Raw genomic sequence first — 16,421 nt, forward strand, 5'->3', positions numbered from 1 at the left:
CCGATGCGTTTGAAACTAGTACCTTCCGAGACGTCTTGGGACTTCTTTGGCAAATGGAAACTATGGTTGGGCATTTCGGCCATTCTGGTGGTGGTGGGATTTGCATCCTTCCTGATCCAAGGCTTGAACTACGGCATCGACTTTCGCGGCGGGACAACGATCCGTACCGAAAGCACGCTGCCTGTAGATGTGGCAGCTTACCGCGCCGCGCTGGAGCCAGCAGGGCTTGGCGACATATCTGTCACCGAGGTGTTCGATCCCAACTTTGATGACGATCAAAACGTCGCCATGGTGCGCATCGAAGCCCAAGAGGGCGACGAGGCGGTAACGCCCGCTACGATCCGTAGTGTGGAAGAGGGGCTTGGCCGCGCAGTTGGCGGTGCACTCATCCTTGAGGTGGTAGCCGTAGCAGGAAGCGAGTTAGATGCGGCTGGCATTGAGGCTGAATTGACGTCTGCAGGTTTTGCCGCGTCCCACGAACTAACCGACAAAGGTGCTGTCTATACGTTACCTGCTGAACTTCCTTTCGGGTCTTGGGAGAAGATTGAAGCTGCGATCACAACTCCAGTGACGTCATCATCCTTTTCGTATGAAAGTTTGTCATTCCCTTCCGTGGAATCCGTCGGACCAAAGGTGTCGGGCGAGTTGATCCAAACCGCCGCTATCGCCGTGCTCATGGCGATCGGTGCCGTGTTGATCTACATCTGGATGCGCTTTGAATGGCAGTTCGCCTTGGGCGCTGTGGTGGCCTTGGTGCATGACGTTATCTTGACGCTTGGCATCTTCTCGGAGTTGCAGATCAAGTTTGACCTCGCGATCATCGCGGCCTTGCTGACCATCGTGGGGTACTCGATCAATGACACTGTGGTGGTGTTTGACCGTGTCCGCGAGAACCTGCGCAAGTATAAGGCCAAGCCATTGGCCGAGGTGCTGAACGTGTCGATCAACGAGACTTTGTCTCGCACCATGATGACCTCCGTCACCACGTTGCTGGCGCTGATTGCGCTCTTCGTGCTGGGCGGCGATGTGATCCGTGGCTTCGTGTTCGCCATGATCTGGGGCGTTATCGTTGGGACATATAGCTCGATCTTCGTGGCCTCGACGATCCTGCTGTTCCTTGGTGTGAAGCGTGATTGGTCCAAGAAGGACCCGAACGCTGGTGGCCAATACGCCAACATTGATGCTTGAGTTATTGACCTCAACCCTTGCCCAACCGGGCTTGGGCTGGGTCGCCTTCATCACCGTCGTGGCCGGAATCGTCTACGGCTTTGCAGGGTTCGGTTCTGCTTTGATCTTCATGCCCGTAGCCACGATCTTTTGGGTGCCCGAGTTGGCGGTCGCCTCCTTTTCAGTTTCGGCCCTTGCCTCTCTTGTCACCTTGGTGCCTCGCGCTTGGGGGCAGATGGACAAACCCTCCGTCTTCACCATGATCGGTTGCTCGGTCCTAGGCGCACCCATTGGCATCTACATCCTGCGCGTCAGCGACGTGGTCCACATTCGTTGGGCGGTGTTAGCCGTCGCCGCCGTGACCCTCGCCGCATTGGTCAGTGGTTGGCGCCAGAAGCTGTCCGAGTACCGAGCCACGCAGGCTGGCGTCGGATTTTCGGCAGGTTTCGTCGGCGGGGCGACGGGGCTTTTGGGGCCGGTGATGTTGTTGTTCCAACTCAGCGGCACGGCCCCCGTCGCGCAGGTGCGCGCAAACTCTTTGGTGTTCCTCACCATCAGCAGCTTGCTGTTGCTTCCCAGCATGGCGGTGCAAAATATGTTGTCGGGGCAGGCCGTAGCGCTGGGGGTGCTCTTGCTGATCCCCTACGGCGCGGGGGCTATGTTGGGCCAAGCCATCTTCATTCCGCGCTTTGAGGTGTTTTACCGCACAACCGCCTATGCCATAATCGCAATTGCCATCCTTATGGGGCTGCCAATCTGGGACTAAGACTATGCAACTGACCGAAATCACTTACGACATCGCGCCGCCCATCGACAGCTATGGGCCGGGCTTCTTTCGCGTCGGTGGCGAGGTGATCGAGGGGGCGGTGCTATTGCTCCCAACCGAGCGCTTTGCATGGGGCGGGTTTGACGACCGTGACACCATCCTCAGCCGCGCCAAATTGCTTGATGTGCTGTTCATCGGCACAGGCGCAGACATCACCCAAATCCCGCGCCCATTGCGCGGCGCGTTGGACGAGGCCGAAATCGGTGTGGAGCTGATGTCCACCCCAACCGCCTGCCGCACCTATAACGTGCTGCTGTCCGAGGGCCGCCGGATCGGTGCCGCGTTGATCCCTACCTGAGTAGGAAGGCCGTGGTCTCGGGCGAAGGGGGGCTGTGCGGACATTTCTGCCGTTCAAATCCCGCATAACATAGCCCCTTAATTTGACTAAAGGTGAATTGGCATCTAGGAACGATACTTATGGCGCATGAAAGACAACTGATCTCAAACGGAAACCCAATGGAGGCTATTGTTGGTTTCAGCCGTGCAGTTCGAGTTGGCCAATTTATAGCTGTTGGAGGCACCGCTCCGGTTGACGTTAATGGTAATACAGTTGGTGTCGGCGACGTTTTTCTTCAGACAAAACAGTGCTTTGAAATCATCAAATCTGCTTTGGAAGAAGCTGGATCAGGTCTTCAGGATATCGTTCGCACACGTGTGATTTTAACCGATATCGACGACTGGAAGCAGGCGATAGAGGCTCGAAAGGCCTATTGTCAGGATGCGCGGCCAGTAGATACGATAATGGCGATTGACCGTTTTGTGAATCCTGAATGGCTTGTCGAGATTGAAGTCGACGCCGTAGTTTCTGACTCAACATAAGACGTCACTTTGCGCTCAAACCTGCCATTCGCTGCAATGTGCATAAACATCTGCCTTAAAGTCCTCCTGCACCTCCCCGCACAAAGAACCCGCCTTGCGAATTCGTGACGGGTCCTTTGCGAATAGCTGATGTTCCTTTGGCATAGCGAAGGTCGGCGTTGAATGTCGGGGCGCCTATGACCTACATAGCGGGGTAACGATGCCCCCTAATGCCCCCAATTACCAGAGACACCGCTATGACCTCCGAAGGCCACCACCTCGACCCTGAGAACTGGGATGACTTCAGCCGCGACATGCACAAGCTGATGGATGACTGTCTGGACCGGATGAAGGCCGCACGGGAGTTGCCGTGGCAACCCAAGCCCGCCGATATGGCCGACAAAATGGCCCTCACACCGGATGCAATCGGGGTGGGTGCGGCGCAATCCATGACGCATTTGACCCAAGACATTATGCCCTACGCCACCGGCAACACACATCCGAAGTTCTTTGGTTGGGTGCATGGGGCGGGGCTGCCTGTCTCCGTCGGCGCCGAACTGGTCGCCGCAACCATGAACAGCAATTGCGGCGGGCGCGATCACGGCGCGATGGAAGTGGAGCGGGCCACATTAGACTGGCTTCTAGGGGTGTCCGGCCTGCCGGAGCAGGCCTCCGCAATCCTCACCTCGGGCACATCGCAGGCCACGATCCTAGCGCTCACCGCCGCGCGTAACCGCCAGTTCGGACATGACATCCGCCAAAAGGGCATTCAATCCCTGCCGCCTGTTTCCGTCTATGTACGCAAGGGGACGCATTCGTGCATCGGCAAGGCGCTTGAGGTGATGGGCTTTGGCGCGGGTGCAATCCATGTGGTCGACACCGATGATGATATGCGAATGGACCTCGCGTCACTCAAAGACGCCGTCGCATCCGACCGCGCCAAGGGCCGTGTGCCGCTGGCCATCGTTGGCACCGCTGGCTCGGTCAACACAGGCTCTTATGACTCGCTGCACGCCATTGCTGATTTTTGCGCCAAAGAAGACATTTGGTTCCATGTGGACGCGGCGTTTGGGTTTTGGGCGCGCTTGGCTGATGCCCCTTGGAAGCAGCTTGTGGACGGGATGGAGCGGGCCAACTCCATCGCCTGCGACTTTCACAAATGGATGTCGATCCCCTATGACTGCGGGGCTTGCATGATCTATGACCGCGAGCTGCACTTCAACACATTCACCTCGCGCCCCAACTATCTGGAGCAGCAGGCCGAGGGTTTGGGCGGCGGCGATTTGTGGATGTGCGACTACGGGTTGGAGCTGTCTCGCGGGTTCAAGGCGCTCAAGATCTGGACCGCGATCAAGTCCATCGGGGAGGGGGCGTTCAGCGCGTCAATCACCGACAACTGCAAGCAGGCGGCATTGATGGGTGAATTGGTCGAGGCGTCGGATGTGCTGGAGTTGCCATTCAAAGTCAGCTCCAACGTGTGCTGCATGTATGTCAGCCAAGGTGACGTCACCAAGATTGCCGCGAAGTTACAACTCAGTGGCGAGGCGGTGTTCTCTACCACCAACATCAAAGGCCGCCCCTGCCTACGTGCGGCCCTCGTAAACCACCGCACCACGTCACAAGACATCCGCGAGGCCGTCAACGCGGTGGAGCAGGCGGTTAGAGACAGCCTCTAATGCAGAACGGCCCCGTCAAAAACGGGGCCGCAATCACTCGCAGTGGCATGTGGTTACCAGTGGCCGGTGTTTTCCATAGACGCCCAAGGCTCTTGGGCAGGCAGCGGCTTGTCCATCTGCAAAAGCTCTATCGAGATGTTGTCAGGCGAGCGGATGAACGCCATGTGCCCGTCACGCGGTGGGCGGTTGATGGTGACGCCTGCGTCCATCAGCTGTTGGCACATCTCGTAGATGTTCTCGACGCGGTAGGCGAGGTGGCCAAAGTGACGCCCGTCGGTGGGCAGTTCGTCGTCGCCGTCCCAGTTGTAGGTCAGCTCAAGGTCGGCGCGACCGTCGGTTTGCTCTGGCGGGCATAGGTACACCAAAGAGAACCGGCCCCCTTCGTGATCGCTGCGTTTGCGCTCGATCAGGCCAAGCATTTTGTAGAATTCGAGGGATTTATCCAGGTCCTTCACGCGGACCATGGTGTGTAGAAATTCGACTTTCATCGGGGGCTCCTTCTTCGATGTCCCCGTCAGTCTAGCGTCTTCGTCGCGGATGGCGAGGACCTAACTGGCGGTTGCACCGCTTCACGCGATAAAGCGCCGCGCGAGACCAATGTGACGGTGACGAAGGCCACCCAAAGCAGCAGGTACCACGATCCAATTTTGGCGTAGCTGACCAGCTCAAACGCGCCTTGGCCGGCGTAAATCCACGTTCCGGTCATGGTGCCAATGTTTTCAGCAATCCAAAGCCCAAGGGCGCATAGGAAAATGGCGGCAGGTAGCGGCACCCATCGGGGGGTATTGTCCACGTAGAACCAGATGCGGCTGCGGAGAAACAAAATGAGCGAGAGCGCAAATAGCCCCAACCGGACGTCCGTGGTGAAATGGTGTGTGAAGAAGTTGATGTAGACTGCGGCCCCAAAGGCGAAGGTGGCCCATAGCGGCGGGTAGGGGGCAAACTGCATGTCAAATATTCGTACCACTCGGGCGATGTAGCTGCCAACCGAGGCATACATGAACCCCGCGAACAGGGGCACGCCCGCTAGAACAAAGAGGCCTTGTTCGGGGTAAGACCAGCTGCCCATGTGGACTTTGAATAGTTCAAACACCATGCCAATAAGGTTCAGTGCAAGAATGACGCGGCCCTCTTCCCATGTTTCCAGCTTGAAGTAGAGCATGCCGACCTGGGTGATGATGGCGAATGCAAACAGGCCGTCGTAGCGTGCTATCGGCCAGTCATCTTGCCAAAGAAGCTTGCTGCCAATGAGGGCGATAAGGAACATCATCCCAAACAACGCGGCCCAGCCCTGCTTGAGGACAAACATGATGACCTCGCGCGAGGCACCTTTGGTGCGGGCGCGTACAAAGTCTCCAAGGGAGCGCTCAATGCGGTGGGTTATGGGGGAGTTCTGGTTCACGTTAAAATGCGCTGACAAAGCTGAAGCCAACGCCTGTGGTTTTGCGTTCAAAACGGCTGATATTGGACGTGGTGCGGATGTGGCTGATGTTCATTTGCGGGACAAACCCCATGTAGCTTATGTCGTTAAATGTCATGTCCAGTTTGGCATGGGTCGTTTGGTCTTTGCGGCCCCCGGGGACTTGGATAAACCCAATGCGGTAATTGTCGTAGGTCGTTTCGCTGTAACTCACATTAGCAGAGAGGCTAGCGGGGCCAATCGGTTTGCCCAACTGGTAGCCAAGACTGGCGGAATAGGACTGGTAGACGCTGTTGTTACTGTCGGATTGAGAATCGCTCAAGCTGAAACTTGCTCGCAAAACATCACGATTTTGAAGTTGGCGTGCGAGATTGAAGCGAAGCACGCTCACTCCAATGTCCGATTGAGTGCCAGCAAAGATCTGGTGCGTGTGGGTCGCGCTGACATTAAGCCGTGTTTTCTTGCCAAAGCGAAAGCTTCGGCCAAGGCTGGCTGTGGCGTAGCTGTAGTATTCGTCGCCCCCAAACCATGTTTGGCCAAGTGCGAATGAGTAGGTGTCGGGAATGGGGCGTCCTTGGTGCGCGATTTGATGCGTGATGCGCGCGGATAGCTCGGTGTCCCCAAGGTCGCTATTGCTAACCGTTGGCGCAAGGGCGCGTGCGCCGCTAGACAGCCGTACCCGCGAGACATTCCCCGCGAATGTCAGGGTCGTTTTGTGGGCGACTTCCTCGGACAATGTGTAGGTCAGGCGACCTCTGACTTGTGCGCGAAGACCACTTAGCGCCTGCGCGGCACCATTTAGGATGCCAATTGGAAAAGCGCCATCGATCGTCAGGAATTGGCTCTCAGAGCCGCCATTCAGGTTGGAGCTTGGAGATACACTTACGGCAAACGACAACTTAACAGGGCTTGTTCGCGAGTACTGGCGGTACTGATTTCCGATGGCGGTTCGTTGCGCGTCGCTTTCGGCCTGCTGATAAGCACGCCGCAACCACAATTGGGTGAGCAGGGGGCGTTTTTCCTTGGCGGCGGCCACGGCCGCGTAGGTCGCGGCATTCAACTTGTGGGTGGGGTTCTTGGACTTCAGGTAGGCTTTGCGCGCAGCGATGCGGCCTTCCTTGTGCTCACCAACATGTGGGGCGCTCGCTGCCAGAAGAATAAGGGCGCCAATGTCATCCTCGCGCGCTTGGAGCAGTTGCTTGGCAACGCTGTAAGACAGCTTGTAGTTGCGCTGCTTAAAGGCTTCTAGGCCGATGTTGTGGGCTTGGTCCAATGACACGGTGACGCGTTGCGCCAAGGCGCTGCTTGGGGCGATGGTCGCAGTGGCGATGCCACATGCCAATGCGACGCGCATGAGTGCACGTCGCATTTTGAATTTTGATAAGGCTAGGGGGAGGGTCAATGCCTCACACCTTCACTCTTGCTGGCCTAGGGGTTAACCCCGTCACACAAGTCGGATGTGGAGGCCGCAGTGCCACAGCGTTCAAGTACGAAAACACCAAACTCTTCTTCGTTTTCAATGTCATCCGTGTAGTCAGTGAGGTTAGTCACACCCGCAATGGCAGTCCCGCCTTCTCCGCCGAAGGTTCCCCCGAACGCGCCGTTGGATGAATTGACGTCAATCTCCGTGGAGCCAAGATATGTGCCATCGTCTGCAATGACGCCTTCAACGAGGCGGATGTCTTCTAGGGTGATGGCCGGATATTCAGTGAACTCGCGTTCGATGATTTGGCCATTGATGCTGTTTTCCTGGAAACTAACGTTTAGGAAGATGCGCCCCTCAATGGTCGCGGGTTCACGCGGCAAAATTTCGGCTGGTGTGGAGGCGGGCGGGGTGGCCAAATTCGTGCCGAGGGCGTTCAGGTTGGTTGTGGCGGCGTAGTTGCCAGCGTAGGATACCAACCCGCTTTCACGGCCTGCGAACGTCCCATCTTGCTCATAGAAGCCGCCCCCAAAGAAGCGGTTAAACTGGCCGCCGTCGCTGATGGCAATCGCGCTGACTTCGCCGCCAGCGCTGGTGCCACCAATGGCAAGGAAGAAGCGATCTGTTGGGTCGTCTTGTCGGGTGTAGGCTTGGTAGCCGGCGACCGCGGAATCAATGCTGCTATCACGAACGTATACGGCGGGCTCGCCCGGGGCGTCGAAGCCGGTTAGCTCTAGCGTCAATGTCTCGTTGGCGGGGTCGTAGTTCACCGCGTTCAGGTTGTTTGCCAATTCTGCTGGCAGGCCGTTCACAGTCTCTGCCGGGTCAGCTGGGTCTGTCGGGTCGGTGGGATCGGCTGCGGTGACCTCATCGCCACCCGTCACTGGGTTCGAGCCGTCGCCGCCGCCGCAGGCGACCAATGCGGAAATGGAAAGGATGCCAAATGCCTTGATGGCGGTATCAAATGTCATGTGTATATCTCACTGCCCGAATAAGCGCACTTGGACGCGTTTTGCACGGAAGGTCCGTTGATGGGGGGTGAAAGTCAACGTTGCAGCGGCCCATTTGGGGGCGAATTTGTCGAGTGTTGCTAAACAATCGCCCCGCTTTCAAGGGGATAGGGAATAGCCTGTGGATAACGCTAACATCATCTTGATGTGTGCCCCTCACTTAACGCAATATGTGCCCTCAAGCTACGAATCCTTACGCGCCGGAGACCGCATATGCCCATTTCCACCGAACAAGCTCAGGAAATCGCCGAGGCGCGGTCCCAGACGAATACAACCATGCGCGCCACCGTGCCGGGGATGGAGCAGCACCTCTACACCGCCCATGAGGTTCTCGATCACGGGTTCATCCGCGTCATCGACTATATGGGCGACGATTCAGCCATCTGTCAGGCCGCGCGGGTGTCCTACGGCAAGGGCACCAAGTCGGTGCAAAACGACGAGGGGCTGATCCGCTACCTGATGCGCCACTGGCACTCCACGCCCTTCGAGATGTGCGAGATCAAGCTGCACGTCAAACTGCCCGTTTTCGTGGCCCGCCAGTGGATCCGCCACCGGACGGCCAACGTGAATGAGTACTCCGCCCGCTATTCCATCCTCGACCGCGAGTTCTATATCCCCGCGCCCGAGCATGTGAACGCGCAAAGCGTGGTGAACAACCAAGGCCGCGGCCAAATTCTGGAGGGAGAGGAGGCCGCACGCGTGCTGGAAATCCTCAAGTCCGACAGCACTCGGGCCTATGATAACTACGAGAAGATGATCTCTGACGATGGCCAAGACGGCCTAGCCCGCGAGCTGGCCCGCATGAACCTGCCCGCTAACATCTATACGCAGTGGTACTGGAAAGTTGACCTCCATAATCTGTTTCACTTCTTGCGCCTGCGTGCAGATAGCCATGCACAGTATGAAATTAGGGTTTACGCGGATGCGATTTGTAAGGTCGTCGCCGATTGGGTCCCCGCGGCTTATGCTGCGTTCGAGGACTACCGCTTGGGCGGCGCGCAGCTGTCCGGCAAAGGCGTCGACTGCTTGCGCCGTATGCTAAAAGGCGAGGACGTCACCCAAGAGACCTCCGGCATGAGCAAAGGCGAATGGCGGGAGTTTATGGGGGTCGTTGAGTGACTCAAGTATTTATTTCCTATAGTCATAAAGATGAAGAATTTAGACAAGAACTTGAAAGCCATTTAAGCTTACTCCGTCGACAGGAGTTGATCGACGTTTGGCACGACCGCCGAATTACGGCGGGGCAATCATTGGACGATGTGATTTCTGAAGAATTAGGCCGTTCTAAGATAGTTCTTCTATTGATCAGTTCAGACTTTATTGCTTCTGACTACTGTTACGGGAATGAAATGAAACAAGCCCTTTCGATGAATGAATGTGGTGATGCTAGAGTTGTCCCCATAATCGTCCGTTCTTGTGATTGGCATTCAGCCCCATTTGGATCACTTCTGGCAACTCCTACTGACGGGCGACCCATTAGTATTTGGCGTGATCGTGATGAGGCTATGACAGTAGTCGCAAAAGAAATTCGCCAAATTGCAGTCGAGGAATCGAAAGGGGCAACATCGAAACTCAAAGCAAAGGACGAGAAAGTAAGAAGTGAAGTGGACGTCAGACCTGCTGTTAGGTCTAGTAACTTGGCGATCGCCAAAATTTGGACGGATCGAGAAAAGGACGAGTTTTTAGCGTCGGCGTTTGAGTTCATTTTCGAATTTTTTGATAATTCACTACGTGAATTAACAGATCGTAATGCTTCTGTTGAAGCCGCTATTGAACGAGTGGACTCTTACTCTTTTACAGCAACATTGTACAATCACGGCAAGCGTGTCTCTCATGTATCGATATCACGAAAATCGCAAATGGGTTTTCAAGCGGGAAGGGTAATATCGCTTTCATTCAATGACAGCGGCTTTAGCGAGCAATTGAACCTAGAAACGAATGAACACAGTATCTATCTCAAACCACTCGGGTTAAGATTTTCAGGGCAGCAGGACTCATTTGATAAGCTTGCATCTGCCGAATACTATTGGTCCGAATTAATTCGACCTCTGCAGGGTAATTAACCCCAGCCAGTTCGAAGGTCTCGCCTATGGCATTGTGGGCAGGTCACAGGTTGAGTCGGCCTGTTTTGCTTTTCATATTCTTGCTTTTCTGATCGTTCTAGAATTTCTATTTCGAACTCATGTCCGCAATTTAGGCAGTGGTATTGGGCTAGCAATGTCATTTGTTAATACTCAAGAAATGGACTAATGTGGCTACGTTAAAAAATTTCTTTAACAAAGATCAACAGTTATTTGTCGTATGGTATTGAGCCACCACGTACGAACAAAGATCGTGCCACACCCGAACCGCTCCAACGGGGCGGGCGCGTTTCGCACCAGGCCCTCGGTTCGGGTGCTGCCAATGAATCTGGGATAGGGCCACCTGATTTACCTTGCCCGACAAAAGGCAGACACATCGCAGACGCCTCGCAGACAGTAAAATCCAACAAAAAAGCCCGCTAAAATAAGCGGGCTTTTTTCGATTATTCGGGCAGCGAACCCTTAATCAAGTGCTACCAAGTCGCCAGCCGACGCGCGGCCGTCGCGGCCCTCGATCATCTCGTATTGGATCTTTTGGTCGTCACGCAGACCTGTTAGGCCAGCGCGCTCAACGGCTGAAATGTGAACGAAGACGTCCTTGCCGCCATCGTCGGGTGCAATAAAGCCGAAGCCTTTGGTGGTGTTGAACCATTTTACGGTGCCAGTGGCCATTCCGTGTCTCCTTCTAGTATCCGCCCACGTTATGTGGCGGGGTGGTGCAGCAGTGTCTTCAAGTTAGTGGTCCGCATCCGTAGAAGTAGGCCGAAACTTAAATCTGTCTCACGGGCAACAGATTAGGCCAGCATTTTAAAACTGCAATAACTGATATTATTCCGCCACGTCTCGATACGTATTTTTAGGTTAAGTGATTGATAAACAATAAGTTCACTTGCGCGATTTATGGACATTATTCGCAAGACTGCCCATATTGTAGCGAGAATCGAAAAGGAAAACCGCATGAAACTCTACGGGATCAAGGCCTGCGACACCTGCCGCAAGGCCCTCAAAGCACTGCCGGATGCCGAATTTATCGACGTCCGCGCCACCCCTTTGGACCGCGCCGAGCTGGCCAGATTTTTGGCGAAATTCGGCGAGGCTTTGGTCAACACCCGCTCCACCACATGGCGCGGCATGACCGAGGCCGAGCGCGCCGCCGACCCCCTAGACCAGCTCACCGCACACCCCACATTAATGAAGCGCCCCGTCATTGATAACGGGACGCTTCATTTAGGCTGGGGCAAGGACGTACAAGCCGTCTTTGCTTAATATTTACTTAAGGTCAGGAGGGCAGGCCTCATCCTTGAGGTCTGCCACCAAAGCATCAACCGCCACCACAGAGGTCTGCTTCTGCCCCAACCGGCGCAAAGTAACAGTCCCATCCTCAACTTCTTTTTTCCCAACAGCCAAAATCACCGGCACCTTGCCGACAGAGTGCTCGCGCACCTTGTAGTTGATCTTTTCGTTGCGAATATCCGCCTCGGCACGAATGCCTGCGGCCTTCAATTTGGCAACAGTGTCATACACATAGTCGTCCGCATCCGAGATAATAGACGCCACAACCACCTGACGCGGAGCCAGCCAGAACGGCAGCTTACCTGCGTGCTCCTCGATCAAGATGCCGATGAAACGCTCGAAGGATCCAAGCGTCGCGCGGTGCAACATGACGGGTTGGTGCTTGTCGCCATCCGCGCCGATGTAGCTGGCCTCTAGGCGGTCGGGGAGGTTGCTGTCCACCTGCAGTGTGCCGCATTGCCAGTCACGCCCAATAGCGTCCGTCAGGGTGAACTCGAGTTTCGGTCCATAGAAAGCGCCTTCGCCCTCTAGGATGTCATAGTCATACCCAGCGGCCTTACAGGCGTCGCCCAAGGACTGTTCAAGGAAATTCCAAGTCTCATCGGAGCCAACCCGTTTTTCAGGGCGGGTGGAGAGTTTGATGGTCCAGTTGTGGAAGCCCAAATCATCATAGACCTTCGCGAGGAAGGCGATGAACTTCTTGGTTTCGCTCTCGATCTGGTCCTCAGTACAGAAGATATGGCCATCGTCCTGAACAAAGCCACGAACCCGCATGATGCCGTGCAGCGCGCCTGACGGCTCGTAGCGGTTGCATGAGCCGAATTCAGCAATGCGCAGCGGCAAGTCGCGGTAGGACTTCAGGCCTTGGTTGAACACCTGTACGTGGCAAGGGCAGTTCATCGGCTTGAGCGCGTTGACGGCTTTTTCGCGAGCGTGCTCTTCATCCACTTCGACGATGAACATGTTCTCTTGGTACTTGTCCCAGTGACCTGAGGCTTCCCAGAGCTTGCGGTCGACAACTTGAGGCGTGTTAACCTCTTCATAACCGTCAGTTTCTTGCATCCGGCGCATGTAGTCTTGCAGGGTTGTGTAAACCTTCCAGCCGTTTGCGTGCCAGAACACCTGACCGGGGGCCTCTTCTTGCATGTGGAACAGGTTCATTTCGCGGCCCAACTTGCGGTGGTCACGCTTCTCGGCTTCCTCAAGGAAATGCAGGTGCTCTTTCAGTTTTTCTTTGTTCTGGAACGCCACGCCGTAGATGCGTTGCAGCATCTGGCGGTCACTGTCGCCGCGCCAATAAGCGCCGGCCACGGACATCAGCTTGAAGGCGTCCGCTGGCATCTGCCCAGTGTGTTGCAGGTGAGGGCCACGGCACAGGTCTTGCCAGTCGCCGTGCCAATACATGCGTAAAGGCTCGTCACCAGGGATGGATTCGATCAACTCAACTTTGTATGGCTCACCGTTGTCTTCGTAGAACTTAACAGCGCGGGGGCGGTCCCAGATTTCGGTGCGAACGGGATCACGCAGGTTGATGATCTCTTTCATCTTCTTCTCAATCGCGCCGAGGTCTTCCGATGAAAACGGCTCTTGGCGGTCGAAGTCGTAGTACCAGCCGTTGTTGATCACTGGGCCGATGGTAACTTTGACGTCGGGCCATAGGGCTTGCACGGCGCGGGCCATGACGTGGGCAAAGTCGTGGCGGATCAGTTCCAGCGCGGGGGCTTCGTCCTTCATGGTGTTGATGGCGATCTGCGCGTCAGTATCAATCGGCCACTGCAGATCGTGGTGTTCACCGTTTACGGTGGCAGAGATCGCTTTTTTGGCAAGAGATGACGCAATGGAGGCTGCGACCTCGGCAGGGGTGACACCTGCTTCATAGTCACGCGAATTGCCGTCGGGAAATGTAAGGGAGATAGAGGCCATGTTTTGGCTCCTCGTCAGTTTGGCGCCCACGGAACGCCCGGTTGCGGGTTATGTGTAGGGGGTAAATGCCGCTCGCTGAACCTGAGGTCAAGCAGGGATGCACGCTATCATGTTGAAATAGGCGAATTCATGGCTAGTTCAAACGCTAGGCTTTCGGTTGCAACCGATGTGCCATCCGCTAGCTTATGCGCAATGATTTTTGACGGAGGCTTCATGCCTGACTTTCTCGACACAGCCTCTGGCCGCCGCATTGCCTACCACCAAACACCTGGCACGGGGCCCGGGGTGGTGTTCTTGGGCGGTTTCAAATCTGATATGGGCGGTACGAAGGCCATTCACCTAGAGGCGTGGGCCAAGGCGCAGGGACGCGCATTTTTGCGGTTCGATTATTCGGGGCATGGAGAGTCGTCGGGTGAATTTACAGAAGGCGCAATCGGCGATTGGGCGCAGGACGCTCAAGACGCGATTGAGGCGCTGACCGAGGGGCCGCAGGTGCTTGTTGGGTCCTCCATGGGGGGCTGGATTTCCCTGTTGATGGCCAAGCGTATACCACAGAAAATCGCCGCATTGGTGACCATCGCAGCGGCACCTGATTTTACCGAAGACAGCATGTGGGGCGGCTTCACCGACGCCCAAAAAGCGGAGCTGGAAACAGGGCAGGTGGCCCTGCCGTCCGATTACGGCGAGCCTTACATTATCACCAAGAGATTGATCGAAGAGGGGCGCAATAATCTGGTGCTGCGTGCGTCATTACCGTTGCCATTCCCGACGCGGTTTTTGCAAGGCACAGCAGACGCGGATGTGGACATGTCCGTGGCGCTTCGGCTGCTGGATCACGCGACTGGGCCGGACATGCAATTGACGTTGCTAAAAGGGGCCGATCATCGCTTCTCGGATGAGGTGGCATTGGCGATGGTCGAGGCCGCGGTGGTTGACGTGTTGGAGGCAGTGTAATGCAGACCTTTGGTAAATGGCTTGGGCGCGTCTTGCTGACGGTTTTCATCGTGGGTGGTGCTATTTGGATGTTTTTTCCAAGAGAATCAGTAGATGTAGATATATCGTTTGATAGTAATATGTTGGGAGATGACCTTGATGCATACCTTGAGGCGCAAGAAGCCCCCTTTGACGACATTACCGAAGGGGTTGAGAAGCGTATCATTTGGGCAGGTGAAGTTGGGGCGAAAACACCTTTGGCAATTGTGAATATTCACGGTTTTTCAGCCACCTCAGAAGAGATCAGGCCTGTGCCAGATAAGCTGGCTGAACAGCTTGGGGCGAACCTGTTTTTCACCCGCATCACGGGGCATGGGCGGGGCAGTTTGGCGATGGCTGAAACCGTCGCGGGCGACTGGTTGGAAGACACCGCAGAAGCGTTGGCAATCGGGCGGCGGATTGGCGATGAGGTACTGGTGATCTCAACCTCTACAGGGGGCACTGCAATTGCCATTGCCGCCAGTAATCCAAAGCTGATGAAGCAGGTCAAAGGCATCGTTATGGTCTCGCCCAACTTCCGCGTGCGCTCCCCGTTCGCGACGTTGTTGGAATGGCCGCTGGCGCGCAGTTGGGCGGCATTGGTCGCGGGCGCAGAGCGCAGTTTTGACCCCGAAAATGAGGGTCATGCAAAATATTGGACAACGCTTTACCCGACCACAGCCTTGATCCCGATGGCGGCTTTGGTGAAACATGCGCGAGGCGTGGATTACACGCAGGTCACAACGCCCGCATTGTTCATTTTCTCGGATGAGGATGCGGTGGTCTCTGCTGAGACCACGCGTGCAATTTCCACCAAATGGGGCGCACCGGTACAATTGGCGCCGCGCGTGATGGGCGAGGGGGATGACCCGTTCAACCACGTCGTCGCGGGCGACATCCTTAGCCCGGGCCAAACAGATGAAACCGTGGTTTTGATCAAGGACTGGGCGGCGGGGTTGTAGACGCATATGGCACGCCGCAAACCCGCCTCCATGTGGTCGCTCGAGACCTTGGGCCGCGAGCGGTTGTCGAAGCATTTCTTCATGCGCGAGTTCTTGTACTCGGAGATTGGTAACTTTCATCAGGTGCAAAATATCCCCGAGGATGTGGAGTTGACCTTGAAAGTGGGTCGCGCTTTTTGCACCGAGCTGTTGGACCCGCTGCACGAGACATTTGGCTGCGTTACGGTGCGCTCGGGGTACCGGTCACCTGCGCTAAACCGTTTTGGCAACGAGAATAAATTGAATTGCGCGCGTAATGAATACCCCGGCGAATGCCACATATGGGACCGGTCTGCGACAAAACCTATTGGGGGGGCGAGCATCGTAATCCCTTGGTTCGCTGACCAATACGCCCAAGGTCGGGATTGGCGGGACTTGGCCTATTGGATACACGACCACTTGCCCTATTCGGAGCAATGGTATTTCCCCAAGCTCGCGGCCTTCAACTTGACGTGGGAACCCATCGCGCGCCGCACAATCTCTAGCTACATCACACCACGAGGTAAGTTGCTGGCGTCCGGAGCGGAGCCCGATGAGGATCAAAAAACCCGCGCGGCCAGATATAGTGATTTTCCCAAATATCGGGGGATGCTCCAACCAGCTGTCCCAAAGGCGTGGACCTCAAAAACGTTGGCCGAAGGACCTTAGATGGCGATACTCGGGCACTTCACTTTGACCAGATTGAAAACATGGGTCTCCAGTGTGCAGGTCAAATAACAACTGAAAGCCCGATAAGTGGCATAGGTAAATGGGTAACGCCTTATCGCCAGTTACGTGATTGACGATTGCCATGCCACGCACTTTCGACGACAAAAGGGGCGGAATTGCGCT

17 protein-coding genes are annotated in these 16,421 nt (G+C 55.8%); 11 read left to right on the plus strand and 6 right to left on the minus strand.

Translation table 11 applies throughout. The features are described 5' to 3' along the window. The first annotated feature begins 3 nt into the window (after positions 1 to 3). From secF to ABJN86_RS14455, 5 genes are all read left to right on the plus strand, one after another. Positions 4 to 1,188, plus strand: a complete 1,185-nt coding sequence (secF, locus tag ABJN86_RS14435; protein WP_348363312.1) for a protein translocase subunit SecF — start codon at positions 4 to 6, stop codon at positions 1,186 to 1,188. After that, complete coding sequence (locus ABJN86_RS14440) at positions 1,160 to 1,933, plus strand: sulfite exporter TauE/SafE family protein (RefSeq protein WP_348363310.1); 774 nt, start codon at positions 1,160 to 1,162, stop codon at positions 1,931 to 1,933. The genes secF and ABJN86_RS14440 overlap by 29 nt, the downstream gene beginning before the upstream one ends. Positions 1,934 to 1,937: 4 nt before the next feature. Further along, complete coding sequence (locus ABJN86_RS14445) at positions 1,938 to 2,291, plus strand: Mth938-like domain-containing protein (RefSeq protein ID WP_348363308.1); 354 nt, start codon at positions 1,938 to 1,940, stop codon at positions 2,289 to 2,291. 119 nt (positions 2,292 to 2,410) lie between these two features. Then, positions 2,411 to 2,812 carry a RidA family protein gene (locus ABJN86_RS14450; protein ID WP_348363307.1) on the plus strand — a complete coding sequence of 134 codons (402 nt, stop codon included), beginning with the start codon at positions 2,411 to 2,413 and terminating at the stop codon, positions 2,810 to 2,812. A 209-nt stretch (positions 2,813 to 3,021) separates the two neighbouring features. Next, positions 3,022 to 4,467 carry a pyridoxal-dependent decarboxylase gene (locus tag ABJN86_RS14455; RefSeq protein WP_348363306.1) on the plus strand — a complete coding sequence of 482 codons (1,446 nt, stop codon included), beginning with the start codon at positions 3,022 to 3,024 and terminating at the stop codon, positions 4,465 to 4,467. A 53-nt stretch (positions 4,468 to 4,520) separates the two neighbouring features. Here the strand turns inward: ABJN86_RS14455 and ABJN86_RS14460 are convergent, their stop codons facing one another. Genes ABJN86_RS14460 through ABJN86_RS14475 form a run of 4 tightly spaced genes read right to left on the minus strand, consistent with a single transcriptional unit; the run spans position 4,521 to position 8,281 of the window. Next, positions 4,521 to 4,955 carry a VOC family protein gene (locus ABJN86_RS14460; RefSeq protein WP_348363304.1) on the minus strand — a complete coding sequence of 145 codons (435 nt, stop codon included), beginning with the start codon at positions 4,953 to 4,955 and terminating at the stop codon, positions 4,521 to 4,523. Positions 4,956 to 4,981: 26 nt separating this feature from the next. Then, positions 4,982 to 5,869 carry a DUF817 domain-containing protein gene (locus ABJN86_RS14465; RefSeq protein WP_348363303.1) on the minus strand — a complete coding sequence of 296 codons (888 nt, stop codon included), beginning with the start codon at positions 5,867 to 5,869 and terminating at the stop codon, positions 4,982 to 4,984. Between the two features lies 1 nt (position 5,870). Beyond that, positions 5,871 to 7,256: a surface lipoprotein assembly modifier gene (locus ABJN86_RS14470; RefSeq protein WP_348363302.1), complete on the minus strand. Its 1,386-nt coding sequence runs from the start codon at positions 7,254 to 7,256 to the stop codon at positions 5,871 to 5,873. Between the two features lie 59 nt (positions 7,257 to 7,315). Continuing rightward, the gene (locus ABJN86_RS14475) at positions 7,316 to 8,281 is read right to left on the minus strand and encodes a hypothetical protein (RefSeq protein ID WP_348363300.1); all 966 of its coding nucleotides are present in this window, start codon (positions 8,279 to 8,281) and stop codon (positions 7,316 to 7,318) included. 252 nt (positions 8,282 to 8,533) lie between these two features. On the opposite strand from ABJN86_RS14475, the gene thyX reads away from it, so the two are divergent. Further along, positions 8,534 to 9,439 carry an FAD-dependent thymidylate synthase gene (gene thyX / locus ABJN86_RS14480; protein ID WP_348363299.1) on the plus strand — a complete coding sequence of 302 codons (906 nt, stop codon included), beginning with the start codon at positions 8,534 to 8,536 and terminating at the stop codon, positions 9,437 to 9,439. Continuing rightward, a complete protein-coding gene (locus tag ABJN86_RS14485; RefSeq protein WP_348363298.1) occupies positions 9,436 to 10,383 on the plus strand; it encodes a toll/interleukin-1 receptor domain-containing protein in 948 nt (315 codons plus the stop codon). Before thyX ends, ABJN86_RS14485 begins: the two co-directional genes overlap by 4 nt. Positions 10,384 to 10,863: 480 nt before the next feature. Here the strand turns inward: ABJN86_RS14485 and ABJN86_RS14490 are convergent, their stop codons facing one another. Beyond that, on the minus strand, positions 10,864 to 11,073 hold the full coding sequence (locus ABJN86_RS14490; RefSeq protein WP_021099906.1) for a cold-shock protein: 210 nt from the start codon (positions 11,071 to 11,073) through the stop codon (positions 10,864 to 10,866). A 285-nt stretch (positions 11,074 to 11,358) separates the two neighbouring features. Here ABJN86_RS14490 and ABJN86_RS14495 point away from each other — a divergent pair, with 285 nt between their 5' ends. Next, entirely contained in the window at positions 11,359 to 11,667 is a 309-nt protein-coding gene (locus ABJN86_RS14495) for an ArsC/Spx/MgsR family protein (RefSeq protein ID WP_348363296.1), read from the plus strand. A 3-nt stretch (positions 11,668 to 11,670) separates the two neighbouring features. On the opposite strand, the gene thrS is transcribed toward ABJN86_RS14495, so the two are convergent. Then, a complete protein-coding gene (gene thrS / locus ABJN86_RS14500; protein ID WP_348363295.1) occupies positions 11,671 to 13,617 on the minus strand; it encodes a threonine--tRNA ligase in 1,947 nt (648 codons plus the stop codon). Positions 13,618 to 13,830: 213 nt separating this feature from the next. Between thrS and ABJN86_RS14505 the strand changes: the two genes are divergently transcribed. The 3 genes from ABJN86_RS14505 to ABJN86_RS14515 all read left to right on the plus strand — a co-directional run bounded on the left by ABJN86_RS14505 (position 13,831) and on the right by ABJN86_RS14515 (position 16,238). Beyond that, positions 13,831 to 14,571, plus strand: coding sequence for an alpha/beta hydrolase (locus tag ABJN86_RS14505; protein ID WP_348363293.1), 741 nt, complete (start codon positions 13,831 to 13,833; stop codon positions 14,569 to 14,571). A 119-nt stretch (positions 14,572 to 14,690) separates the two neighbouring features. Beyond that, on the plus strand, positions 14,691 to 15,551 hold the full coding sequence (locus ABJN86_RS14510) for an alpha/beta hydrolase (RefSeq protein WP_348377725.1): 861 nt from the start codon (positions 14,691 to 14,693) through the stop codon (positions 15,549 to 15,551). Between the two features lie 30 nt (positions 15,552 to 15,581). Next, a complete protein-coding gene (locus ABJN86_RS14515; RefSeq protein ID WP_348363771.1) occupies positions 15,582 to 16,238 on the plus strand; it encodes a hypothetical protein in 657 nt (218 codons plus the stop codon). Positions 16,239 to 16,421: the final 183 nt, after the last annotated feature.

The organism is Litoreibacter sp. (assembly GCF_039974535.1).
Taxonomy (GTDB): Bacteria; Pseudomonadota; Alphaproteobacteria; order Rhodobacterales; family Rhodobacteraceae; genus Litoreibacter.